Source organism: Frigoribacterium sp. PvP032, assembly GCF_017833035.1.
Classification (GTDB): domain Bacteria; phylum Actinomycetota; class Actinomycetes; order Actinomycetales; family Microbacteriaceae; genus Frigoribacterium.
Window position 1 is genome coordinate 915,652 of sequence record NZ_JAFIBM010000001.1, and the last position, 23,219, is coordinate 938,870.

General features: G+C 70.0%; 26 protein-coding genes. 12 read left to right on the forward strand and 14 right to left on the reverse strand.

The window, feature by feature from the left end:
- Nucleotides 1-132 precede the first annotated feature (132 nt).
- The 5 genes from JOE35_RS04120 (at nt 133) to JOE35_RS04140 (ending at nt 6,314) form a co-directional block, all read left to right on the forward strand.
- Entirely contained in the window at nt 133-1,029 is an 897-nt protein-coding gene (locus tag JOE35_RS04120) for an ABC transporter ATP-binding protein (RefSeq protein ID WP_374099719.1), read from the forward strand.
- A complete protein-coding gene (locus JOE35_RS04125; RefSeq protein WP_209559987.1) occupies nt 1,026-2,024 on the forward strand; it encodes an iron-siderophore ABC transporter substrate-binding protein in 999 nt (332 codons plus the stop codon). Before JOE35_RS04120 ends, JOE35_RS04125 begins: the two co-directional genes overlap by 4 nt.
- A gap of 22 nt (nt 2,025-2,046) precedes the next feature.
- The gene (locus JOE35_RS04130) at nt 2,047-4,140 is read left to right on the forward strand and encodes an iron ABC transporter permease (protein WP_209559988.1); all 2,094 of its coding nucleotides are present in this window, start codon (nt 2,047-2,049) and stop codon (nt 4,138-4,140) included.
- Nucleotides 4,141-4,358: 218 nt separating this feature from the next.
- Nucleotides 4,359-5,942 (forward strand): cryptochrome/photolyase family protein, encoded by a 1,584-nt coding sequence (locus tag JOE35_RS04135; protein WP_209559989.1) that lies wholly within the window; start codon nt 4,359-4,361, stop codon nt 5,940-5,942.
- A 153-nt stretch (nt 5,943-6,095) separates the two neighbouring features.
- Nucleotides 6,096-6,314: a hypothetical protein gene (locus tag JOE35_RS04140; protein WP_209559990.1), complete on the forward strand. Its 219-nt coding sequence runs from the start codon at nt 6,096-6,098 to the stop codon at nt 6,312-6,314.
- Between the two features lie 24 nt (nt 6,315-6,338).
- Here the strand turns inward: JOE35_RS04140 and JOE35_RS04145 are convergent, their stop codons facing one another.
- The 8 genes from JOE35_RS04145 to JOE35_RS04180 form a co-directional block, all read right to left on the reverse strand.
- Nucleotides 6,339-6,626: a hypothetical protein gene (locus JOE35_RS04145; protein WP_209559991.1), complete on the reverse strand. Its 288-nt coding sequence runs from the start codon at nt 6,624-6,626 to the stop codon at nt 6,339-6,341.
- 175 nt (nt 6,627-6,801) lie between these two features.
- Nucleotides 6,802-7,404: a TetR/AcrR family transcriptional regulator gene (locus JOE35_RS04150; protein ID WP_209559992.1), complete on the reverse strand. Its 603-nt coding sequence runs from the start codon at nt 7,402-7,404 to the stop codon at nt 6,802-6,804.
- A gap of 227 nt (nt 7,405-7,631) precedes the next feature.
- Entirely contained in the window at nt 7,632-7,880 is a 249-nt protein-coding gene (locus JOE35_RS04155; RefSeq protein WP_209559993.1) for a zinc-ribbon domain-containing protein, read from the reverse strand.
- Between the two features lie 34 nt (nt 7,881-7,914).
- The gene (locus JOE35_RS04160; RefSeq protein WP_245186047.1) at nt 7,915-9,069 is read right to left on the reverse strand and encodes a hypothetical protein; all 1,155 of its coding nucleotides are present in this window, start codon (nt 9,067-9,069) and stop codon (nt 7,915-7,917) included.
- Nucleotides 9,069-10,151 carry an extracellular solute-binding protein gene (locus JOE35_RS04165; RefSeq protein ID WP_209559994.1) on the reverse strand — a complete coding sequence of 361 codons (1,083 nt, stop codon included), beginning with the start codon at nt 10,149-10,151 and terminating at the stop codon, nt 9,069-9,071. Before JOE35_RS04165 ends, JOE35_RS04160 begins: the two co-directional genes overlap by 1 nt.
- A gap of 76 nt (nt 10,152-10,227) precedes the next feature.
- Nucleotides 10,228-11,295: an ABC transporter ATP-binding protein gene (locus JOE35_RS04170; protein WP_209559995.1), complete on the reverse strand. Its 1,068-nt coding sequence runs from the start codon at nt 11,293-11,295 to the stop codon at nt 10,228-10,230.
- Complete coding sequence (locus tag JOE35_RS04175) at nt 11,292-12,179, reverse strand: ABC transporter permease (protein ID WP_307802929.1); 888 nt, start codon at nt 12,177-12,179, stop codon at nt 11,292-11,294. Before JOE35_RS04175 ends, JOE35_RS04170 begins: the two co-directional genes overlap by 4 nt.
- On the reverse strand, nt 12,176-13,000 hold the full coding sequence (locus tag JOE35_RS04180) for an ABC transporter permease (protein WP_233569004.1): 825 nt from the start codon (nt 12,998-13,000) through the stop codon (nt 12,176-12,178). Before JOE35_RS04180 ends, JOE35_RS04175 begins: the two co-directional genes overlap by 4 nt.
- 241 nt (nt 13,001-13,241) lie before the next feature.
- Between JOE35_RS04180 and JOE35_RS04185 the strand changes: the two genes are divergently transcribed.
- The 5 genes from JOE35_RS04185 to JOE35_RS04205 all read left to right on the forward strand — a co-directional run bounded on the left by JOE35_RS04185 (nt 13,242) and on the right by JOE35_RS04205 (nt 16,840).
- Nucleotides 13,242-14,219 (forward strand): LacI family DNA-binding transcriptional regulator, encoded by a 978-nt coding sequence (locus tag JOE35_RS04185; protein ID WP_245186048.1) that lies wholly within the window; start codon nt 13,242-13,244, stop codon nt 14,217-14,219.
- A 156-nt stretch (nt 14,220-14,375) separates the two neighbouring features.
- Complete coding sequence (locus JOE35_RS04190) at nt 14,376-14,945, forward strand: recombinase family protein (RefSeq protein ID WP_209559997.1); 570 nt, start codon at nt 14,376-14,378, stop codon at nt 14,943-14,945.
- Nucleotides 14,946-15,027: 82 nt separating this feature from the next.
- Nucleotides 15,028-15,531, forward strand: coding sequence for a hypothetical protein (locus tag JOE35_RS04195; RefSeq protein WP_245186300.1), 504 nt, complete (start codon nt 15,028-15,030; stop codon nt 15,529-15,531).
- A gap of 435 nt (nt 15,532-15,966) precedes the next feature.
- Nucleotides 15,967-16,524: a hypothetical protein gene (locus JOE35_RS04200; RefSeq protein ID WP_209559999.1), complete on the forward strand. Its 558-nt coding sequence runs from the start codon at nt 15,967-15,969 to the stop codon at nt 16,522-16,524.
- Nucleotides 16,525-16,618: 94 nt separating this feature from the next.
- Nucleotides 16,619-16,840, forward strand: a complete 222-nt coding sequence (locus JOE35_RS04205; RefSeq protein WP_209560000.1) for a hypothetical protein — start codon at nt 16,619-16,621, stop codon at nt 16,838-16,840.
- Nucleotides 16,841-16,898: 58 nt separating this feature from the next.
- Here the strand turns inward: JOE35_RS04205 and JOE35_RS04210 are convergent, their stop codons facing one another.
- The 6 genes from JOE35_RS04210 to JOE35_RS04235 all read right to left on the reverse strand — a co-directional run bounded on the left by JOE35_RS04210 (nt 16,899) and on the right by JOE35_RS04235 (nt 21,529).
- A complete protein-coding gene (locus JOE35_RS04210; RefSeq protein ID WP_209560001.1) occupies nt 16,899-17,390 on the reverse strand; it encodes an AAA family ATPase in 492 nt (163 codons plus the stop codon).
- Between the two features lie 137 nt (nt 17,391-17,527).
- Nucleotides 17,528-17,908, reverse strand: a complete 381-nt coding sequence (locus JOE35_RS04215; protein WP_137846771.1) for a nuclear transport factor 2 family protein — start codon at nt 17,906-17,908, stop codon at nt 17,528-17,530.
- 106 nt (nt 17,909-18,014) lie between these two features.
- Nucleotides 18,015-18,725: a zf-HC2 domain-containing protein gene (locus tag JOE35_RS04220; protein WP_209560002.1), complete on the reverse strand. Its 711-nt coding sequence runs from the start codon at nt 18,723-18,725 to the stop codon at nt 18,015-18,017.
- A complete protein-coding gene (locus tag JOE35_RS04225) occupies nt 18,722-19,309 on the reverse strand; it encodes a sigma-70 family RNA polymerase sigma factor (RefSeq protein WP_233570234.1) in 588 nt (195 codons plus the stop codon). Before JOE35_RS04225 ends, JOE35_RS04220 begins: the two co-directional genes overlap by 4 nt.
- Before the next feature lie 217 nt (nt 19,310-19,526).
- Nucleotides 19,527-20,033 (reverse strand): hypothetical protein, encoded by a 507-nt coding sequence (locus tag JOE35_RS04230; RefSeq protein ID WP_158612599.1) that lies wholly within the window; start codon nt 20,031-20,033, stop codon nt 19,527-19,529.
- Nucleotides 20,034-20,461: 428 nt separating this feature from the next.
- Complete coding sequence (locus JOE35_RS04235; protein WP_055801336.1) at nt 20,462-21,529, reverse strand: sodium:calcium antiporter; 1,068 nt, start codon at nt 21,527-21,529, stop codon at nt 20,462-20,464.
- 22 nt (nt 21,530-21,551) lie between these two features.
- Here JOE35_RS04235 and JOE35_RS04240 point away from each other — a divergent pair, with 22 nt between their 5' ends.
- Both JOE35_RS04240 and JOE35_RS04245 read left to right on the forward strand, forming a co-directional pair.
- Nucleotides 21,552-22,301 (forward strand): cation diffusion facilitator family transporter, encoded by a 750-nt coding sequence (locus tag JOE35_RS04240; RefSeq protein WP_307802930.1) that lies wholly within the window; start codon nt 21,552-21,554, stop codon nt 22,299-22,301.
- Nucleotides 22,298-22,879 carry a DUF305 domain-containing protein gene (locus JOE35_RS04245; protein WP_055801328.1) on the forward strand — a complete coding sequence of 194 codons (582 nt, stop codon included), beginning with the start codon at nt 22,298-22,300 and terminating at the stop codon, nt 22,877-22,879. Before JOE35_RS04240 ends, JOE35_RS04245 begins: the two co-directional genes overlap by 4 nt.
- Nucleotides 22,880-23,219 lie beyond the last annotated feature (340 nt).

A 23,219-nucleotide genomic window follows, 5' to 3' on the forward strand; every position in this document is an offset into this window, starting at 1 on the left:
CCCGTCCCTGCGGCTGCGGGGGACGTGTCTCGGTGTCGAGCCATCGGGTTGCGGTCTGCTGCTAAGGGTAGGCTAACCTCAATTCTCGTGACCTCGACCGATGTGGCCCTCGTGCCGCCCGCCTCCTCGGCCCTGCCTGCCGACGCACGGGCCGCCTCGGCGCTGCCGGGTGCACAGGCTGAGCCGACCGCGCTCGTGGCCGACGGGGTCTCGGTCTCGTACGGCGCCTCCGACGTGGTGCACGACGCGCGGCTCGAGCTGCGGCCCGGCCGGGTCACGGCCCTCGTCGGCCCCAACGGCAGCGGCAAGTCGACCCTGCTGCGGACCGCCGCCCGGCTGCAGCGGGGTCGCACGGGGACGCTGTCGCTCGAGCAGCAGCAACGGGGCCAGCAGCCCGACGCGGACGTGTCGACCGACGGCCTCGCCCTCTCGGTGCGCGACTTCGCCCGCCACGTCGCCCTCCTCACGCAGGGCCGCCCGGTGCCGAGCGGCCTCAGCGTGCGCGACGTCGTCCAGTTCGGTCGCTACCCGCACCGGGGCCGCTGGGGCAGGGCCGACCCAGGAGGAGCGGAGGCGGTCGACCGGGCCCTGCAGCTCACCGGCGTGGACGGCCTCGCCGAGCGTGGCGTCGACCAGCTCTCGGGCGGGCAGCTGCAGCGCGTCTGGCTCGCCAGCTGCCTCGCGCAGCAGACGGGGGTGCTGCTGCTCGACGAGCCCACCACCTACCTCGACCTCCGCTACCAGGTCGAGCTGCTCGACCTCGTGCGCGATCTCGCCGACGAGTCGCAGATCGCCGTCGGAGTCGTGCTGCACGACCTCGACCAGGCCGCGGCGCTCGCCGACACGGTCGTGCTGCTGCACGAGGGCCGGGTCCGCGCGACGGGCACGCCCGCCGAGGTGCTGACCCCCGACCTCCTCTCCGAGGTCTGGGGCATCGACATCGAGGTCGACACCGATCCCTCCACCGGCCGGCTCCGCACCCGTGCGGTCGCCCGTCACCACACCAGAACCGAGAGGCTCCACCCATGACCAGCAGACGACGCGTCCTCGCCGTCACCGCCCTCGCCGCCTCGGCCGCACTCGCGCTCGCGGGCTGCGGCACCACCGAGGAGGCGGCCGGCGGCTCGACCGCCGGCTCGGGCTCGGGCTCTGGCGGGCAGATCACGCTCACCGACGGCACCGGCACCGAGATCACCCTCGACGGCCCGGCGACGAAGGTCGTCGGCACCGAGTGGAACGTCGTCGGCGACCTCGTCTCGCTCGGCGTGGAGCCGGTGGGCGTCGCCGACGTCGAGGGCTACGACGCGTGGTCGTCGGCCGTGCCGCTGACGGGTGACCCGACCGACATCGGGACCCGTGGCGAGCCCAGCGTGGAGACCGTCGCCTCCTTGGCTCCCGACCTGATCGTCGCGACCACCGACCTGCCGGCGGACGCAGTCGAGCAGCTGCGCGACATCGCGCCGGTGCTGCAGGTCGTCTCGGCCGACGCGTCCGACCAGCTCGGGCAGATGCAGGCGAACTTCGAGCTGATCGCCCAGGCCACCGGCACCGAGGACGCCGCCGACCAGGTGCTCGCCGACTACGAGCAGGCCCTCGCGGACGGCAAGCAGGCGCTCGCCGACGCGGGTCTCGCGGGCACGCAGTTCGCGTTCGCCGACGGCTACGTCGACGCCGGCCAGGTGAGCATCCGCCCCTACGTGACGGGCTCGCTGATCAGCGAGGTCACGACGTCGCTCGGCATGGTGAACGCCTGGACGCTCGAGGGCGACCCGGCCTACGGCCTCGCCTCGACCGACGTCGAGGGCCTGACGCAGCTGCCCGCCGACACGCAGTTCCTGTACTTCTCGAACGCCGTCGACGGCGACCCGTTCGCCGACACGCTGTCGTCGAACGCCGTGTGGCAGTCGCTGCCGTTCGTGCAGTCGGGCGACGTCCACCGCCTGCCCGACGGGGTCTGGGTCTTCGGCGGGCCTGCCTCGATGACGGCCTACGTGGACGCGCTCGTCGAGACGCTCACGGCCTGACCCGGTGACCGTCACGGAGCCGGTGACCGTCACCGACGCGTCACCCGTCACCGCAGACCGGCAGGAGGCGCGGGTCGCGGCCCCGCCCCGTGCCGGTCTCGGAGCCGTGGCGGTCGTCGTCGCGCTGGCGGCGGTCGTCGTGCTCCTCGCCCTCGTCGACGTCACGCAGGGCACCGCGGCCGTCGGGCCGCGCGAGGTGTGGCGGGCCCTGACCGGCTCCGCCACGGCGGGCGACGCGTCCGTCGTCGTGGCGTCGCGCCTGCCCCGGATGGCGGCGGCGATCCTCGTCGGCGTGGCCCTCGGCGCCGCCGGGGCGGCGTTGCAGACGGTGAGCCGCAACGTCCTTGCGTCGCCCGACACCCTCGCGGTGAACGCCGGCGCGTACGCGGCCCTCGCGCTCGCGTCGGTGACCGGTCTCTCGCTGCCGCTGGTCGCCTCCTCGGGGGTCGCCTTCGTCGGAGGGCTGCTCGCCGCCGGCGTCGTGCTCGCCCTGTCGGGCCTCGGCTCGGGATCGGTGCGGCTCGTGCTGGCGGGCAGCGCCCTGGCGCTCGGGCTGGCCAGCGTGACCAGCGCCCTGCTGCTGCTGTTCCCCCGCGAGACCGCGGGGCTCTACCAGTGGGGGCAGGGCAGCGTCGGGCAGAACGGCTTCTCGTCGGTCGCCCAGATGGCCCCCGTCGTGCTCGTCGGCCTCACCGTCGTGCTGCTCATGACGCGACGGCTCGACGCGCTGGGCCTCGGCGACGACGCGGCCCGCAGCGTCGGGGTCGACGTGCGGACCACCCGCGTGGTCGCCGTCGTCGCGTCGGTGCTGCTCTCGGCAGGCGCGGTGACCGTGGCCGGGCCGATCGGCTTCGTCGGGCTCTGCGCGCCCGCGTTCGTGCGGCCGCTCCGACGGCTGGTGCCGAGCGTCCGCCGCACCTGGGTCTTCGTGTCGCTCGCCGGGCTGGCTGGCGCCGCCGTGGTGCTCGCGTCGGACGTGCTGCTGCGGGCCGTGGTGGGGGCGGAGGCGTCGGTCCAGGTGCCGACCGGCATCGTCACGTCGATCGTCGGAGCGCTCGTGCTGGTCGTGCTGGCCTTCCGGGCCGCGGACCACGGCGGGTCGACGCCGACCGAGCGGCACCGGGTCGTGTCGCGCCGCCGCTTCGGGCTCGTGCTCGTGCTGCTCGGCGTCGTGCTCGTCGGCGTGGCCGTCGCCGGCGTGCTGCTCGGCGACGCCGTGCTGCTGCTCGGCGACGTCGCGAACTGGGCGACCAGGCGCGCAGGGCCCGTCGTCAGCTACGTGCTCGACACCCGGATGCCGCGGGTCGTCGCCGCGCTGCTGGCCGGGGCGGCGCTCGCCCTCGCCGGGGCGCTGGTGCAGTCGGTGACGCGCAACCCGCTGGCGGAGCCGAGCATCCTCGGCGTCTCCGGGGGAGCCGGGCTCGGCGCCGTCGTCGCGGTGACGAGCGTGCCCGCGATCTCGGGCTGGGGCGTCGCCGGAGCCGCGTTCGCCGGGGCCGTCGTCGCGGCGGTGGTCGTCTTCGGCCTGGCCGCACGCGGGGGGTTCCCGCAGAACAGGCTCGTGCTGATCGGCGTCGGCGTGGCCGCCGCGACCGCCGCGGCCATCAGCCTGCTGATCGTCCTCACCGACCCGTTCAACGGCGCGAAGGCCCTGACCTGGCTGTCGGGGTCGACCTACGGCCGGTCGTTCGCCGACTCGGTCCCGGTCGCTCTCGTGCTCGTCGCCGGGCTCGTCGTCGCGGGGCCGAGCCACCGGCGCCTCGACCTCGTCGCCCTGGACGACGACACCCCTCGGCTGCTCGGCGTCTCGCTGTCGCGCTCGCGCCTCCTCTTCCTGTCGCTCGCCGTGCTGCTCACCGCCGCCGCGGTCGCCGCCGTCGGCGTGGTCGGGTTCGTCGGGCTCGTCGCACCGCACGCCGCCCGTTCGCTGGTCGGAGCACGGCACGCCCGCGTGCTGCCCGTCGCCGTCGTGCTCGGCGCGGCGCTCGTCGGCCTCGCGGACGTGCTCGGCCGCACTGTCATCGCCCCGGCACAGCTCGGCGCGGGGCTGCTCACCGCGCTGATCGGGACGCCGTACTTCGTCTGGCTGCTCTGGCGCGGCCGCGCCGCCCGCTAGCGCTGGCCCGCTTTCCCTCCCTCCGCCTCCTGCGTGGGTGGGTGAACCGGCACGACGTGCTCTCCTGGCGTGCCCGGACGACACTTCGTGCCGTCTCACCCGACGAGAGGCCTCGAATCGACCAGGGAGGCGTCGGCCGGGTCGATCTGCGGCCTCTCGTGCCGCTCGGCAGCGTCCGTGCCGCCGGCGTTGTCGGCGGCGGGGCGTAGGTTCCGAGCATGTCCGAGACGCCGACCGCCTCCGCCTCCGCCGACGCCCCTGCCGACGCTGCGCGCGGCGGCGTCGGCCCCGCAGACGGCCCCGCAGACGGCCCCGACGCCGGCCCCGCCCGTGCGCGGCTGATCCTGCCGGGGCAGTACGGCGACGAGTTCGACGACGGCGGCCCCGTCGTCATCGTCGAGGCGCGCGACGCCTTCACCCGTCGGCCGATGCACCGCGCCAAGGCGCACCTCTGGCTCTCGGCGCTGCGGCACCGGGTCGCCGCGCTCGGCGACCGGGCCACCCACGTGCAGGTCGAGACCCTGGACGAGGTGCTCGACGACGAGGCAGGCCTCGGCCCGTTCGAGGTCGTCGACCCGCCCGACCGCCAGCTCCGGGCGGCCGTCCGCCGCGAGGGCCGCGACGTGCGCATCCTGCCGAGCCGAGGGTTCGTGACGAGCGAGGAGGAGTTCGCGACGTGGGCGGCCTCGCGCAAGGGGCGCCTCCTGATGGAGAACCACTACGAGACCGTGCGTCGTCGAGAAGACTGGCTGATCGAGGGCGACGGGCCCGCAGGCGGCAAGTTCAGCCTCGACGAGCAGAACCGCAACCCGCCGCCGAAGGGCGCGACGACGCTCGGCCTGCCCGACCCGGTCTGGCCCGACGAGGACGCGATCGACGACGCGGTCCGTGCAGACCTCGACGCGTGGGCCGCCGACGGGAGCGTCGTCTTCGTCGGCGCCGACGACCGGCGACGGTTCGCGGTCACCCCGGTCGAGGCCGAGGCCGCCCTCGACGACTTCGTCGAGACCCGCCTCGACGACTTCGGCCCCTTCGAGGACGCGATGCTCTCGAACGACTGGACGATGTCGCACTCGCTGCTCAGCGTCCCGATGAACCTCGGCGTGCTCGACCCTCGCCGGGTGGTCGAGCGCGTGCTCGAGGCCCACGCCTCAGGAGGCGCGCCCCTGGCGAGCGTCGAGGGCTTCGTCCGCCAGATCGCCGGCTGGCGCGACTACGTGTGGCACCTGTACTGGCACCTGGGCGAGTCGTACACGACCGACAACAACGCCCTCGACGCGACCGAGCCGCTGCCGCGCTGGTGGTCCGAGGTCGACGCGACCGAGGTGCAGGCCGAGTGCCTCCGCAGCACGCTCGAGACGGTGCACCAGCACGGCTGGACGCACCACATCCAGCGGCTGATGATCCTCGGCAACTGGGCGCTGCAGCGCGGCTACCGGCCTGCCGAGCTCACGGACTGGTTCACCGACGTCTTCGTCGACGGCACCGAGTGGGTGATGCCGGCGAACATCGTCGGGATGTCGCAGCACGCCGACGGGGGAGTCGTGGCTACCAAGCCCTACGCCGCCGGGGGCCGCTACATCCACTCGATGAGCGACCACTGCGGGTCGTGCCCGTTCTCGCCGACCGTCCGGGTCGGGCCGAAGGCCTGCCCGTTCACGGCGGGCTACTGGGCTTTCCTCGACCGGGTCGAGCCTGCCCTGCAGGGCAACCCGCGCATGATGCGTCCCCTCCAGGGGCTGCGTCGCCTCGCCGATCTCGACGAGGTCATCGCGCAGGAGGCGGCGCGCACGGCCCCCTGACCGACCACTTCTGCCCGCCCGTCTGGCGCCGCGCCTCCTCGGGCTGCCTGGCCGTCGAACGAATGACCAGAACTGGGGGCGTCCTCGATTCCCTCTCCGGGGCCTCGGGCTGCGAACATCGTGCAGACCCGACGCGACCCCGAGGAGGCCACGATGACTGAGCACGAACGACGCCGACCGCTGTTCGTCGACGACGTGACCGACCCCAGCGTGTGGGAGGCGGCTATCGAGCGACGTGCCCTCGCCGCCTCGGCCCGACGCTCGTTCGCCCGTCGCACGGCTGACCACCTCGGCGAGGCGCTCGGCGTCGCCGCCGCTCCGCGGATGCTGCTCGACTCGGCGGACGACGAAGCGCAGCTGCCCGTCCTCTGACCGGGAGTCAGCGGTCGCCGTGAGTCAGCTCGCGGGCGTGCCCGCCGCCTCCTCGTCGTCCGTGACGATCTCGCTCTCGTCCCGGTCGTCGAGCTCGTCGTTGCCCGCGGCCTCGATCCAGTCGGTCGCGTCGTCCGAGAGGTAGAACTCGTCGGCGTCCACGTCGGCGGCCCAGTCGTCGTCGGCCGTCGGCTCGCCCGTGACCGCGGTGATCTGCTCGAGCACCCAGGCGGGGACGACGTCGCCCGCGTTGTCGATCAGCCACTGTCGGGTCGAGGGGACGAGCTCGGACCACCATTCGTCGATGCGCATGCTCCGAGCCTGACACGTCCTGGGCTGTCGGCGCTCGTCCGTGCCGGAATTCAGGAGGCGGCGGTCGCGGACTCCTGATCCGTGCACGACTCAGGACCCAGGCTCCTGCGCCCGCACGACTCAGGACTCATGTTCCTGAATGAGGAGAGAACGGCGGCGACGGGGCGGGCGGCGGTCACCAGCCGCGGGTGAGGCCCTCGAGTCCGAGGTCGAACGCGACGACGACGTCGACCTCCGGCTGGAGCAGCATCTGCAGCTGCAGCCCCATGTACAGCGCGACGACGCTCGTGGAGAGCGCGGCGACGTCCGTGCCCGCGGGCACCTCGCCCTGGCTGAGGTCGAAGGCCAGCCCCTGGAACACCATCGCGTGGAAGTCGCGGTAGCTGTCGCGGACGAACCGCCCGGAGAGGTCGCCCGCGTCGGCCGAGCCGATCGAGAGCGTCATGAGGGTGCGCGACAGCCCGCGGTGCACGTTGCTGTGCGCGACGAGTCCGCGGACGAAGCCGAGCGTCGCCCCCCCGGCCGTCTCGCGGGCGACCTGCTCGAACCGGTCGAGGTTCCAGCGGTCGACGGCGGCGAGCACGAGCCCCTCCCACGCCGGGAAGTGCCGCTCGACGCAGGCGGGCGACATGCCGGCGCGGCGGGCGACGGCGGAGACGTCGGTCGCGTCCCAGCCGAGCAGGTCGAGCGTCTCGACGGTGGCGGCGACGATGCGCTTCCGGTCCGCGACGCTGGTCTCGAAGGCGCTGGGTTCGTGGTGCGCGGTGATCGTGCTCACGCGGTCTCCTCGGTGGCTGGCGTCCGCAGCGGGTGGGTGAGTCCCCGTCTGTCGTCCGTGTCCCCCAGCTTGGAGCAGCGAGCGCGCCCCGACCACCCCCTCCGCGCCCCCAACACGGGTGCCACGCCGCCGCTGCGGACCACCCGCGGGAGGCGCGGCGCGAGCCCCCGAGGAGGCGCGGCGCGAGCCCCCGAGGAGGCGCGGCGCGAGCCCCGAGGAGGCGCGCGTCAGCCCTGCCTCGCCGCCCACTCCTGCGAGTGCTCGGCCTGCTCCCGGGTGAGGTCCGTGACCCCGCCGCAGTTGGTGCACTGCACGTGGTACCGCTTCGACACGGTGAAGAGCGGCACGAAGAACAGGGTGAAGCGCGTCGAGCGCCGCGCGACCTGCTGCTGGACCGTCTGTCCGCAGAACCGGCAGGCGAAGACGACGACGGTCAGCAGGGCCTGGCGGACGGAGGTGCCGAAGAGCAGGAACATCCCCCGACGCTACCGAGGCGGCCGAGCCGGACGCTCAGCCAGCGACGGGCCCGAGCTCCGACCCCAGCTGCGAGTCGAGCGCCGCGAGCTCGGCGACGAACCGCTCGCGCAGCGCCGCCTTCTCGGCGGCCGGCAGCCACGACGCGTCGACCCCGGCGAGGGCCATGCCGCGCACCTGGTCGGCGGTCGCGCCGATCTGCTCGGACACGATGCGGTACTCCTGGGCGAGCGACGTGGGGAACATGCCAGGGTCGTCCGACGCCGGGACGACGTTCAGCCCCGCGTCGAGCATCGCGGCGATCGACGCCCGGCGCCACGGCCGCCACGAGCGGCGCGACGTGGTCGACACGACGGTGAAGGCGACCTGCTCGTCGCGCATCCGCGCCACGACGTCGTCGTCCTCGAGCACGTAGTACCCGTGGTCGATGCGGTCGCAGCCGAGCTGGTCGAGGCAGGTGATCGTGTTGACGGCGGTCGGCGCGTGCTCTGACGAGTGGGCGGTGCGGCCGAGGCCGGCCTCGCCGGCGAGCCGGTAGGCGTCCACGAAGCGCTCGGGGGGCCCGGACGTCTCGAGGTTGTCGAGCCCGATGCCGGCGACGTACTCGTGCGGGTGGTCGACGACCTGCTGCACGAGGGCGAGCGCGTGCTCGCCCGACTTGCTGCGGTCGATGCCCTGGATCATCCGACCGGTCATGCCGAAGTCGCGCTCCGCCATGCGGATGCCCTCGGCGTACGCCTCGACGGACCCGGCGTAGCCGAGCGACTCGAGGTGCGGCGGCACCGCGTCGAAGAACAGCTCGAGGTGACGGGTCCCGCTGCTGCGGTGCGCCTCCTCGAAGGCCTCGTAGGTGATGCGGGTGAGGTCGTCCGCGTCGCGGAGCACCTCGACGACCCAGTTCGAGGCCTGGAACAACGAGTACGACACCTCGGGCTCGCCCTCGCTGCGCCCCTGCGGCACGGGGATCCGCGTGTCGCGGTAGAGCGCGGGGTCGGGCGGCAGCGAGTTGATGTCGGCGAAGATCCGCTCGGGCTCGGCGGGCAGGGCGAGGCCCTCGCGCCGGGCCAGCTCGGCGAAGGTCGACGCCCGCACGGTGCCGATCAGGTGGCAGTGCAGGTCGGTCTTGGGCATCCGGTCGAGGTACCAGCCGGGCAGCGGCTCGGCTGTCAGGGGCAGCGCGTCGGAGCCCATCAGCGCGACGTCACCTCACGGGCGAAGCGGTCGACCCACTCGGCGCGCGTCGGGACGAGCTCGGTCGGGTCGAGCGTGGCGTAGCCGGCCGCGATCGGGTCGGCGGCGATGTCGCCGACGACGTCCAGGATGGTCGAGGGGATCGTCGCGTCGGGGTTCACGGGCAGGTCGCCGACGATCTCGGCAGACGACGACTGGGCCTCGGCCGACAGCAGGTAGTCGATGAACTGCGAGGCGCCGTCGACGTTCTCGGCTCCCGTCGGGATCATCGCGCGGTTGGTCGCCATGTACTTGCCGGTCGCGGGCGGGGTCCAGGCCACGGGCTCGCCCGAGGCGACGAGGTCGGTGGCGAAGCCGCTCAGAGCGTCGGCGGCGACGATCTCGCCCTGCGTGAGCAGGTTGGTGACCTCGGTCGACGAGCTGTAGAACTGCAGCACGTTCGGCGACCACTCGCCGAGCTGCTCGAGCGCGGCGTCGATGTCGTAGGGGCCGTCGCCGAACTCGGCGGCGACGCCCGAGACCATCAGCTGGCCGGCGGTCACCGAGATGTCGGGCAGTGCCACGCGGCCCTCGAGGTCGGAGTCGCCGTAGAGCGACCAGTCGGCGGCCTCGTCGGCGTCGAGCTCGTCGGTCGAGTAGAGCGTGCCGTTGAGCTGGTAGCTGTAGGCGGGGCCGACGTAGGCGTCCTCGGTCGCGAAGTCGGCGATGGTCTCCAGGTTCGGCACGTCGGCCGCGTCGACCTGCTGGAACAGGTCGTCCTCCTGGCCGAGGGCCGCGTAGTAGTCGCTGATCAGCATGACGTCGATGCCGGGGTCGCCGTCGGCGAGCTGCAGCTTCGACAGCCGGTCGGCGTTCGAGCCGGTCTCGATCTCGACCTCGATGCCGGTGGCCTCGGTGAACGGGTCGACCACCGCCTCCTGGAACTCCTCGACGCCGAACGGGAACGTGCTGACGACGATGCTCTCGGCGTCGGACGACGACGCGTCGCCGGACGAGCAGCCGGCGAGCACGACGGCGGAGACGGCGAAGCCGGCGGCGAGGGCCAGCGGTCGCGTACGGGAGGTGCGGGCGGAGCGGGTCATGGGTGGGTCCTTTCGGCGAAGGGCAGAGGGGTCAAGGAGGTGCGGGCAGGCAGACGGGAAGGAGGCGCGGGCCGGCTCAGCCGGCCAGCGCGACGAGCCGCGACTGCGGCGCGGTCACGACGACGTCGTCGCCGGGCGCGAGCGACGACGTGCCCGTGGCGCGCACGTCGGAGACGATCCGCACGCGGGCGCCCGAGGCGTCGACGGCGGCGACCGTGACGAGCAGGTCGACGCCGCGGTACGCGACGTCGGTGACGGTGCCGGGGAGGTGCAGGCCGGCCGCGGCCGGTCCTGCTGCCCGGCCCGCGCCTCCTGCGGTCGGCTCGACCACCAGGTGCTCGGGCCGCACCGTCAGCGAGGTGCCGTCGGCGGCGGAGATGAAGTTCTCGTAGCCGAGGAAGTCGGCGACGAAGCGGTTCGCGGGGGCGGGGAACACTCTCTGCGGGGCGCCCTGCTGCATGATGCGTCCGGCGCGCATGAGGACCATGTCGTCGCTCATCTCGAGCGCTTCGTCCTGGTCGTGGGTGACGAGCACGACGGTGAGCCCGGTCTCGCCCTGGATGCGGCGGATCTCGGCGCGCATCTGGACCCGGAGGCGGGCGTCGAGGTTCGAGAGCGGCTCGTCGAGCAGCAGCAGCTTGGGTCGGATCGCGATCGCCCTGGCGAGGGCGACGCGCTGCTGCTGACCGCCGGAGAGCTTCTTCGGCTTGCTCGCCGCGAGGTGCCCGAGCCCGACGAGGTCGAGGGTCTCGGCGACGCGACGGGCGCGCTCGTCGGCCGGCACCCGGCGCAGCTTCAGGCCGTAGCCCACGTTCTCGGCGACCGAGAGGTGCGGGAACAGCGCGTACGACTGGAACACCATGCCGAGCCCGCGCTTCTCGGGCGGCGTGCGCGTCATGTCGTCGCCGTCGATGAGGATCGTGCCGCTCGTCGGTGCCGAGTAGCCGGCGAGCATGCGCAGCGTCGTCGTCTTGCCGCAGCCAGAGGGGCCGAGCAGGGTCGTCAGGGCTCCGCGGCGGATCGACAGGTCGATGCCGTCGACGGCCGTGAAGTCGCCGAAGACCTGGCTCACGCCACGCAGTTCGGCGGCGGGGCGTTCGGCAGCGCTGGCGTGCTCGGTGCCGGTGGGGTCTGGGGTGCTCACTTGTTGATGCCTCCGAAGATCTTGGCGAAGCCGACGGTGCGCTCGGCGACCACGGCGACGACGACGGTGGCCGCGAGGATCAGCGTGGCCATCGCGGCGACCATGGGGTCGTAGCTCTGCTGCACGTAGTCGAGCATCGTGACCGGCAGGGTGCGGAAGTCGCGGCTCTGCAGCAGCAGCGACAGGGGGACGTTGTTGAACGAGGTGACGAAGCTGAGCAGCGCGGCCGAGAAGATCCCGGGCCGCAGCAGCGGCAGCGTCACGGTGAAGAAGGCGCGGACGGGGCCGGCGCCGAGCCCGCGGGCCGCCTCCTCGAGCGACGGGTCGGCGAGGGCGAGGGAGGCGCCCGTCACCCTGACCGCGTACGGCATCATCAGCGCGGTGTGGCCGATCAGCAGCGTCGGGAAGTTCGCGAGCCCGAAGCCGATCATCAGCTGCTGGTAGAGCGCGAGGCCGACGACGAGCTCGGGCACGATGAGGGGCGACAGGAACATGCCCTCGATCAGGCCCTTGCCGGGCAGGCGCCCGCGGTGGATCGCGAGGGTCACCGGCACGCCGACCGCCAGCGCTATGACGGTGGCGAGCACGGCGAGCTGCAGGCTCGAGACGAGGGCGCCGGTGAAGGGCGCGTAGGTGACGGCCTTCTCGAACCACTGCAGCGAGAAGCCCTGCGGCGGGAAGGTCAGGGTGCGGCCGCCCGTGAACGCCGTCGCGACGACGAACAGGATCGGCACGATCATCACGACGTAGCCCGCGACGGCGAGAGTGCCGGCGACGGGGCGCCCGGTGCCGGGGGTCTTGCTGCTGCGGGCCGGCTTGCTGCTGCCGGCGGTCGTGCTGCTGCCGGCGGTCGTGCTGCTGCGGGGCGTGCTGGTGCGGGTCACTGGGTGGCTCCCTTGCGGGCGACGAGCGACGAGAGGCCCGAGACGACGAAGACGAGCACGGTCATGATCAGGGCCGTGGCGGAGGCGCCGGCCCAGTCGATCGTGACGCTCGAGTAGGAGAAGAGCTGGGTGCTGAGCATGCGCTGGCTCGACCCGCCGAGCAGGTAGGGGGTCGTGTACGCCGTGACCGAGCCGGCGAAGACCAGAGTCGCGGCGACCACGATGCCGGGGCTCGAGAGCGGGACGACGATGCCCCAGAAGGTGCGCGACCGGCTGGCGCCGAGGCCGCGGGCGGCGTCGTCGAGGCCGGCGTCGACCTGGGCGACGGCCGAGTAGCACGAGATGATCGCGAGCGGCAGGAACAGCTGCGTGAGGCCGAGGACGATCGCGAGCTCGGTGTAGAGCAGCTGAGGGGCGCGGTCGACGAGCCCGAGCCCGACGAGCAGCTGTCCGATGGCGCCCTGGGAGCCGAGCACGACGAGCCAGCCGAAGGTGCGGACGACGTTGCTGAGCAGCAGCGGGAAGATCGCGAGGGCGAGCAGCACGCTCGACCAGCGCGACGTCGAGCGGGCCAGCAGGTACGCGATCGGGAACCCGAGCACGACGCAGACGACGGTGACGATCAGCCCGAGGCCGACGGTGCGGCCGATGATCCTCAGGTCGTACGGGTCGGTGAGCATCTGGCCGACACGGCCCAGCACCTCGCCCGTGCCCACGCCGGGAGGGGCGACGAGCATCGCCAGCGACGGGACGAGGAACCCGACGAGCAGGAAGGCGAGCCCGGGCAGCAACAGCAGCAGGGCGGTCTTGCGAGTGGTCACGACGAGCCTTTCGTGGCGGTCGGGGTACGACGTTCGTACGGGGCCGCCTCGTCGACGCCCTCGTCGCCGAGGGGGCGGCGCCAGGGGAGTCGAGGAGGCGGTGCAACCGGTTGTGCAACCGGTCTCATCAACCATAGGGTCCCCCTGGGGGCAGCACGACCACCGCGTGTAACGATCATGTGAAACGTGGCCGGACCGTGCCCCTAGGCTCGTTGCAGGCACGACGACGGAGGGGACGCGCATGTCGACACCGCGCATGTCGACTCTGGCCGACGTCGCCGCGCTCGCGGGGGTCTCCAAGGCGACCGCCTCCCGCGCCCTCAGCCGCCCGGAGCTGGTGCTGCCCGAGACCTCGGCCCGCGTGCTCGCCGCCGCCGAGCAGCTCGGCTTCGTCGCGAACCGCGCCGCGCGGCAGCTCGCCCGGGGCCGGAGCGGGCTCGTCGCCCTGGTCGTCCCGACGCTCGAGAACTCGTACTTCACGCCCGTGATCGCGGGCGCGCAGGCGCTGGCCGGCGAGCACGACGTGCAGCTGACCGTCGCCGTGCACCCGCTGGCGCACCCCGACGAGCTCGTCGCGTTCGAGCGGCTCTCGGCCCAGGTCGACGGGTTCATCGTGGTGGCGCCCCGCGGGCCCGACGAGGTCGTCACGGCCGCCGCCTCCTCGAAGCCGACCGTGCTCGTCGACCGTGAGGTCGCCGGGCTGTCGTCGGTCGTGGCCGACACCGCCGCGGCGTTCGGCTCCCTGGTCTCGCGCCTGGTCGACGACGGCCACGAGCGCGTCGTCTACGTCGGCGGACCGGAGGGCTCGTGGCAGGACGCCCAGCGCACCGAGGCCGTCACCCGTGCCGCCCACGGGCGAGCGTCGCTCGTGCGGCTCGGGCCGTTCCCCTCCACCTTCGCAGCGGGGGTCTCGGTGCTGCCCGCGGTGCTCGAGGCGCGGGCCACGGCCGTCGTGCCGTACGCGACCGCGATCGGGCTGGGGCTGATGTTCGCGCTGGGCGACCGGCCCGCCTCCTCCCGGGTCGTCGTGAGCTCGGAGCGGATGGTCGTCGACTCGCTCGGCCTCGTCGGGGTCCCGGCGATCGACGTCGACGGCGACGAGCTGGGCCGCGTCGCGACGGGCCTGCTGCTCGACCTGGTCGACGGCCGAGGAGGCGCGGGTGCGGAACATGCGCAGCGCCGCCTCCCCGTCCCGGTGCGCTGGCCCGCCGGGGCCTGAGCCTCTGCGGAGCGCCCGGGTGTCGGTCGTTCATCGGGACACCTTCTCGCGCTGTCCTGGGCCGGCTGAGGCCAAGTGGCGCCTGGCCTGCGGATTCGCGTATGCCTGTCCCGCAAAAATGCCCGGTGATGGGGGTCTAAACGCTACAGTCGTCGGATGCTCATCGGATACGCGCGCGTCTCGACCTCGGGACAAGATCTAGCAGCACAGCGTGATGGTCTTGCAGCGCTCGGTGTTGACGATCAACACGTGCATGTCGACCACGGCTTGTCGGGGACGACTCGAGCACGGCCCGGTCTCCGCGAAGCTCTGGCAGCGTGCCGCGCCGGCGATGTCCTGGTTGTCACGAAGCTCGACCGCCTCGCGCGGTCGCTGCGCGACGCTACCGACATCGCGGACGAGCTGACGAGGAAGGGCGTCGCCCTGAATCTCGGGGGAGCGGTCTACGACCCCACCGACCCCGTCGGCCGGCTCCTGTTCAACGTCCTCGGCATGGTCGCCGAATTCGAAGCCGACCTCATCCGAGCGCGCACCCGGGAGGGCATGGCGATCGCCAAAGCTGCAGGCAAGCTCCGCGGCCGCAAACCGAAGCTCACCCCGTCGCAGGAGAAGCACCTGGTGCAGCTGCACCGCACCGGCGCCCACACCACCAGCGAGATCGCAGAGCTCTTCGGCGTCGCCCGCTCGACGGTCTACCGAGCGATTCAGCGAGGGGAACAAGCGTGACCGGCGATCGGTCGACCTCGGGCCGTTCGCGGGGCGCGGGGCGGATGCTCGGCGGCAGTGCTCGGACGACGAAAAACACGTGATGCTGCGTTTCTCGGTCTCGACTCTCCTCGCAGGCGGATTCGTCGTCGCAGGGTGGCACTCCATCGGTCCTGATCAGCCCGTGTTCGCGATCGTGGTCCAGTTCCTTCTCATGGCTTGGGCGGCGTTCGTGGTCACTGATCGCTTCCCGGTGCTCGACGCTGACTGGTTCCGGGTCTCAGAGCGGGAAACGAGCCTCTACCGCAGGGCGGGCGTCGGTTTTTTCGGACGGTTGCTCGGCGTCGTCGGCTGGAACCGGGTCATCGCCCAGGAGCGTGACTATCAGGTCACTCGAGAGGGCATGCGGCACCTCGAGCAGCACACCCGACGTTCCGAGGTCGCGCATCTGCTGTGTGCGGCAGTCGGGTTCGCCCTCGCGGGGGCCGCGCTCGTAGCCGGTACCCCGACCGGAGCCGGCTGGTTGTTACTGTCGACGACCATCTTCCAGCTGTATCCGGCGTTGCTGCAGCGCCTCGTTCGGGCCCGCTTGCAGCGTGTGGTCTAGCCCGGCCTGCCGGCGTCATGTGTTTGTCGTCCCCAAGGTTGGCGTCTCAAGAGCTCACTTGTCAGCGAGCGTCGTTGTTCCCGGTGCTTCTCGTCGGGTTTGGTGTGTCCGTGTCGGGGGCGCGGCGGGGCTTGCGGCGGGGAGGAGTCGCGCTGCCGTGCACGCGTGCCGGTCCCCAGAGGTTACAGACAATGTCGATGATGGTGCCGACGGCAGCTGCAACTTTGAAGAACAGGACGGCATACCAGTTCTTTTGTGACGGTCGTGGTGCAGACATGGTGTTCCTCTCGATGCTGAGTGATGCAGGATATGCGGCGTGGCCGTGCATGCAACGTGGTCGACCGGCCGTGCCCGTGGTCGATCGGCGGCCGAAAGGGCGCCTCCTCCCGTCAAGAAAATCTTGACAAGGTGCCGTGTCAAGCATAACTTGACATCATGACTGAGAATCAAGCAACGATCCGAGATGGAATCGCCACGATCATCTCTGAGATCGAGCCAGGCATTCGGCAAGCGTTGGACAATGACCGCGATGCGTACCTGCGATTGATCGCAGTGGCCGCCGAGATCGACGCGGAAGCGGGGGGGACCCTGCGGGATTCGGTGCTTTCCGCCAGGGCGGCCGGGCTGAGCTGGGAGAACGTCGGCGACGTTCTCGACATCTCTCGCCAGGCTGCGCAGCAGCGATTCGGCACACCCGCCTTGCCGGCGGACGGCCGGGTGTTGCGCATGCACCCTGTCACGGCGTTCGACGAGATGGAACGACTCGACGAAGTGGGCAAGCACGGCTGGCACTCGGTCGGGTTCGGGACGCTGTACCACGACCTCGTGCACACGGACCGGCAGTGGGAGCACCGGCGGGTGAGCGTGTTCGGCTCCCGCAGTGCCCTCGAAGCGGAAGGGTGGCAGAGGATCGGGACCATGTGGATCCCGTGGGCTTACTACGCGCGGCCGACCGACAAACCGGCCCTGCCCGATCCTGCAAAAGCTTCCTAGATCGTCGCTGTCCACGCTCGGACCGCATCTCAGATGTCGGAGAACGCGCCTGATAGCCGATGGCTTAACGACCACACCCTGAGATGCTTGTTCCATGACGACGCATTGGGTGGTGTTTTGGTTCATGATGCTGCCGGCACTTTTCCTCGGGGGTGCCTTCGTCCTGGTCGGAGCATTCAAGGGTGTCCGAGATGGCCGAGCGGGCGACCCCTTTCTCTTCACGCCTCCCTATAGAAAGTGGGGCCTGGCCGGCATGTCACTCATGGTTCTTGCTGGCGCAGCACTCGCTGTTTGGCTGCTGACGCTGCCGGGCTGATTTGTCGGCAGTTCGCGGGTGTCCGATAGGGGATCCCCCACCGGGCGGCGGTTACGACCTACAGCTCGTTCGGACCGTCCGACAGTATTCGCTCCGCTATCTGGTCGGCGGACTCGTCCCCGCCAATTGGACGCTCTCGCAGGAAGGACAGTGGCTGCCACCCGTGGTACCAGCCACGCATCTCTTCGACACCGAACTCGAGCGCCTTGGGCCGAGACGCATGCCGCTGAACCGTCTCTTCAAAGGTGAGATCGAAGGCATAGAAGCGAGCGTCATCGGCTCGACCTGCGATCCGAGCGAGGACGTCCTCGTACTGACGTGCGTTGAAGATGCCATCCATCACCACGTGCTGGCCCGCGCCGAGACAATGGGCGGCAGCGGCTTCGAGCAGATCGGCGTGTGCCATGCCCGACGTCCCCTGCTCGCGGAAGATGACCCGGTGAAAGTAGTCCTGGTGCAAGACTGCGGTGGGGCCAGCGAGCTTCGCCTGAAGCAGCTGTGCCACGGTCGATTTCCCAGAACCCGAGTTCCCGCGAAGAACTATCAGCACCCAAACACCCTAGCCACGCCGCAGACTCCACGCGTCTCGATAACCGATCGCCCCTCGGGCAGTCAAAAACGATCGTTTCCGAGCGACAGCACCCAGCCTGCCGGTTGGGTGCTGGCGTAGAACTCGAGCCCAGGGGTCTATGCGGACGGTTCGGCGCTGCCCGCCACTACTTGCCAACGACCCTCGATGATCGACCAAAAGCGGCGGTACATCATGCGAGCCTCCATGCGGTGGCCTTTATCGAATACGACGATGTCCACGAGCGACGATGTCCGGCCATGACCATCTTGTTCCAGAGTTGACCGATGAAGCTCGGACAGCTTGTCGAATCGTGTTGCTCCCGAGGCATGAGCATCGAGATCAGCTGCACGGCCGATCACTGACCCGCCCGGCAACTCGAAGGTCAGGCGCTCGTAAAACAACTCACGAAGATGGCTTACGTCGCCACCGCGCATGGCTTGGTGAAGAGCATCTTGGGCTTGGTCGATGGAGCGTCCGTGATCGTCCCGCGTCGTCATGTGACGAGGCTAGTGTGCGGTTTCCGCAGACTGCGATTGACCACAAAACGATCGTTTCTGCATGCCCGGTAGACGACCGTCTAACGGGCGTCTCGTTCGGAGGTGCTCAGGTGTCTAGCCGAGCCAACGCGACCGTGGATCCCTGCAAGCGGATTTCTACACTCGTGATCTTCAGGCTGGGAATAGCCGTCGACGCAGACAGATCTGCGGCACGCGAGCCAGCTGCGTCCCACGTCGCGACGGTAAGCGTGGTGTTGTCCGTTTGTGTGACCACGAGCTCGTATCGGGAGTTGTCTGGCGCATCCGCGCCGTAGTCGCAGTTCCAATCGAGCCTCGTGCCCCAAGATTTCTCCTCGATCTGCAGACCGGCAGTAAGGGTGGTGGAGTCAGTTCCGGGGTCCATGGGCTGGAACGTCATTTGGGCCGTCGCTGGGGCGACGTCGTTTCTTGCGCCCACGGCGAGCCCCCCGAAGACGGCGGCAGCAACAGCAGCGGCAACTGCGAGAGCCATGACTCCTCGGCGGCGGCGTTGACTCTTGCGGAAGCGGTGGGCCATCAGCGACAACGTTTCTGATGGCGCCTGAGTTTCATCCATACCCAGAGGTGAATGGATGGCAAGGGCCTCTTCCGGCGAGATTCGGCTCAGGATGCCTGGGAGACCCGCAAGTTCCGTCACCGCTTCACGGCAGTTGGCGCAGGTACTGAGGTGCTGCTCGTATTCGCGACGTTCATCGGTGGGGAGCGCTCCGAGGACGTAGGACGCGTCCCAGTCTTGGTAACGGTCCTCGTTAGCTTGAAGATCGGGATGCTCAGTCATCGTGTGACGCCCCTTTCTTGGAGGGCTAGCCTCAGCCCGCGTAACCCATAGTGGAGCCGCGATTTCGCGGTTCCTTCTGGGATGCCAAGCCGTCTCGAAATTTCAGGAATGCTCTGACCAGCGAAGTACGCATCGATGACGATCTGACGGTGGTGGTCTGAGAGCGACGCCAGCGCGTCCGCAACGATGATGCTGTCCAGGACGGCATCAGTGCGATCGAGAGCAGTGCCTTCTACCTCGCCAAGGGCTGCCACTTCTCGTCGACTCCGGGCAGATCGTGCGTCGTCGATGACGAGGCGCCGAGCGACCGTGAACAGCCACGCTTGAGCCGCATCCTTGTCGAGCTCCAGCACCTTAGGACGCTGCCATGCTCTCAGCATCGTCTCTTGAACGATGTCCTCGGTCAGCGCCGCGTTCCGAGTGAGGCTGTGTGTGTAACGGCGAAGCGCCCCGCCGTGGCACTCGAACAATGTCGACAAAAGCTCGTCACTGGCTCGGGCCATGACCTTCACCGCCTCGCGCCAGTGAAGTCCGGCTAGTGCCTGATCCAGGACCGCCTCTTGTCGTGCCTGTATCGAGCGCACCGAGGAACGCCGATGCGCACCAGTGATCGAACCTCATGCCATCGACCAGGCCAGGACATGGGTTCACCGTCTGAGCGGAAGCAGTCGACGTATTCGCACCCACTGTCTCTGCCTTGATGTCGATGAGCACTGCCTTGTGGCTCCTTTGCTCGGGTGGGGTTGTGGAGCTGCGAGGGCCTGCAACCCGGAGAGTTCTGTCCGGCAGGCACGCGCGCGATCAGGAGGCTGGGGTCGCTGCGCCCTCAGTGGCTGCTTCCATGTTGATCGTGCCGTCCGGCTGGAGGACGTACCAGGCATCCTTCACGCCCTGTCCATTGACCTGTCCAGGTTCGGTGTCCTTCGCGAACCGGTACACCGGCCAGCCGTCGACGGTCAGCTGGGTTGTCCCGTCCGTGCGGGTGAGGGAACCGATCTCGCCCGTGATGCCTTCTGGGGAGGACGTGTCGGAGGCTTCAACTGCCGGCCAGGTCGTGGCGCATTCGTCGTAGCAGTTGCTGGTGCCCGAGTCCTGCTCGTCCATCTTGAACGTGTAGATCGTGTACCCGGCGTCGTCGGTGATGATCTCGCCCAGGGGAGACGTTGCGGTGCCGAGGACTGCCGCTGCCGCGGTGGTCTCGGCGGGGGCCGGCTCGGTGGAGTCGGTCGTCGTGGATGATTCGGCAGATGTGGTGCACCCGGAGAGAGCGGCCGCCGCCAAAACGGCCGTCGTGAGGGTGATGGTCATTCGCTTGTGCATGATTCCTCCTGCTGGTACGCCGGCCCAGGTAGCCCGCTTACTACGAACACGATGCAGCTCATCCAGAAGTTCATCCGTGGCCGAAAAAGATTGGCGGTCGCAGGCAGCCGTCCTCACTCCCGGCGAAACGGGTGGCAGACGCGAGTGGCAACCCTGCACCGAGGGCACCGCTGTCACACATCATCACTCTGGGCCACTGTTCGCAGCTGCGGCGTCACGCCCTGCTGGACGACGTGACTATCCATGTTCACGACGTGATCTGGTCTCGAAACATCCCCCGGGACCGGATTACGGCGATCTCAGACGTCGGCCAGGTCGAGTACAAGGACGCCCGCGGCTACAGCAGCATGGGCGCCTTGGTCAACTTCCACGGCTCATTGGGCTTGACGGTCGCCAGTGTCGCCGGGCTGGTCCTGTCAGCCGAGCGTGATGGCGACGAGGCCACCGATGCCGACCGCGTAGAGCACGAGCACGACGAACGAGTCCACGCCCATGCCCGCGATGCGTCGTCGCGGCCGAAAGAGCAGGCCGACGGCGTAGACGAGCGTGAGGAGCGCGGCGAGGGCGGTCAGGTAGACGTCGCTGGTGTTCGACTGGGGCAGGATCGCCTGCCCGGAGATGACCGTGGCGACGAGGAAGAGCACGGGCAGGAAGGCGTTGCCGCCGAAGATATCGCTCATGGCCAGGTTGTCGTCGCCCTGCTTGACGGCCTGCAACCCGGTCGAGATCTCGGGCAGGCTCGTCGCCAGGGCCAGGACTGTCGCGCCGAACAGCACACCCGACAAGCCGATCTGCGACGCGGCCGCGTCGCCCGCGCGTTCGAGCACGACGCCGGCGACGAGCGTGGCGAGGGCCGACAGGCCGAAGACGACCGCGGCCTTCTTCGTGCTCATGGTCGTCGGCGACGGGTTCGAGCGCGTCCGGTGTCCGCGCGGTCGCGGCGTCGACGTGTCAGGTGCCGCTCCGGCCTCGTGCCACGGCAGGCCCTTGCCGGCACGCCGGACGAGGAACAGGCCCACGAGCCAGATGACGGCGATGAGGACGACGTCCGGCGTCAGGCGCGCCACTGTGAGCGAGGACGGCAGCTGGGTTCCGGCGATGACGACGGCGAGGACCGCCACCACGACCAGTGCCTCGAGCAGCAGCCCTAGGGAGGCCGCGCGATAGGTGAGGGGGTGGACACCCTTGCCGCGTTTCCCGAGGGCGTCCAGGACGACGAGGACGACCGTCTGAAGGGCGATGCCGCCGAGGATGTTGCCCGCGGCCACCTCGAGCGAGCCCGAGAGGGCGGCGCTGACCGTGATGGCGATCTCGGGCAGGTTGGTCGCCACCGCGAGGACGATGAGTCCGCCGAGCGCGCTACCGAGGTGGAGTCGGGAGTCGAGGACGTCGGTCGTTTTCGACAGCTGGATGCCGGCGACCCAGATGACGGCGGCGCCGGCGACGAAGATGGCGGCTAACAGCCAGAGGGGAAGGGTGTCCATGCGTGCTATGCAACTCCTCGGGGTGCGCCTCTCGACGCGGGGCGATCGTCGAGACGGATGCCGGCGGCCCCCGGCCGGTCCAGGCGCCTTGCACTCGTCGGCAGCCGTCGCGGGCTGGGAATCGATCAACCGCCTCATCGACCCCAGGCCGATCGCGAATCCCTGGCTGCTGGTCGTCGCTGGGCTCATCGGCTTTGCAGACAACGAACTCGTCGCGATCTACCGCATCCGCGTCGGGCGACGGATCGGATCGGCAGCCCTTGTCGCTGACGGGGTCCACGCCCGCCTGGACGGCTTCACGTCCCTGTCTGTGGTGCTGGGCGCCATCGGGGTCCTCGCCGGGTTCCCGCTCGCGGACCCCATCATCGGCCTGCTCATCGCAGCCTCGATCATGGTCCTGCCCTGGGGGACGGTGAAATCCATCGGCCGACGGCTGATGGACGGCATCGACCCCGACCTCCACAAGCGAGCCGAACACGCCCTGGAACACGCCCTGGGCGTGCGGGGCGTCCACGATCTTTATCTCCGGTGGATCGGGCACCGTCTCACCGGCTCCGCAACCATCGAGGTCGACGCCGAAGACCTCCTGACGGCGTCCCAGACCGCCGACCAGGCCGAGGCGCATCTGCGCGCTGCGCTCGGCAACCTCGACGCGTTCACCGTTACACCGATACCACCGGTGCCGGCTCAGAGGCTCTCATCAGCCGTACGCGGCACGATACCTCCGGGGGGTATCTTTTTTTCGATTCTGATCCTGGAAGAACGACCATGAACCGCACCGCCACCATCTTCATCAGCGCAACTGCGACCATTGCTGCCCTCGCCCTCGCGGGGTGCGCCGAGGCGTCGTCGTCCGCAGGCGACACGTCGTCCGCGTCGTCGTCCCAGGCTGCTGCCTTCAACGATCAAGACGTCATGTTCGCCCAGATGATGCTCCCGCACCACACCCAGGCCGTCGAGATGAGCGACATGCTCCTCGCGAAAGACGGTATCGACGGGGACGTGATCACCCTTGCCGAGACGATCAAGGCCGAGCAGGCCCCGGAGATTGATCAGCTCACGACATGGCTCAAGGCTTGGGGGCAGGACACTGAGGCGTCCATGGATCACTCCATGGACGGCATGATGAGCGACTCCGACATGGACGCCCTCGAGAATGCTGACGGAACCGACGCGGCGCGGCTGTTCCTGGAACAGATGACGACACACCACGAGGGGGCTGTCGAGATGGCGCAGACCGAGATCGAGGGTGGGCAGAACCCTGACGCGGTCCAGCTGGCGACAGCGATCGTCTCCTCTCAGACTGACCAGATCGACACGATGGAAGACCTCCTCGCGGTAATCAAGTAGCCGTCCTCGTCGCAGGCCAGCGTGCCCCAAGACGGTCACCAGAATCTCGGTCTTGGTAATGCAGTCCCGGGATGGCTCGGGGAGCCACAAGCAGCGGAATTTTGGTCGCCACCTGGGGTGGCAGCGATACCGGTCGCCGGCCTCGTGGTCGACGTCGCTCCCGCAGTCCTGCTGGTGAGGATGTGACCCGTGCTGAAAACGTCCGCCTAGCAATCGGTCACCGGTTGAGGCAGCCCCAGGCATCATGAGGGGCATGAGAGCGGGGACAGTGACTTACGGGAAGACCCTCGCTGGTGTCTTGGCTGTTCTCAGCGATGTCGATCCGTATGGTCTCGAGCCT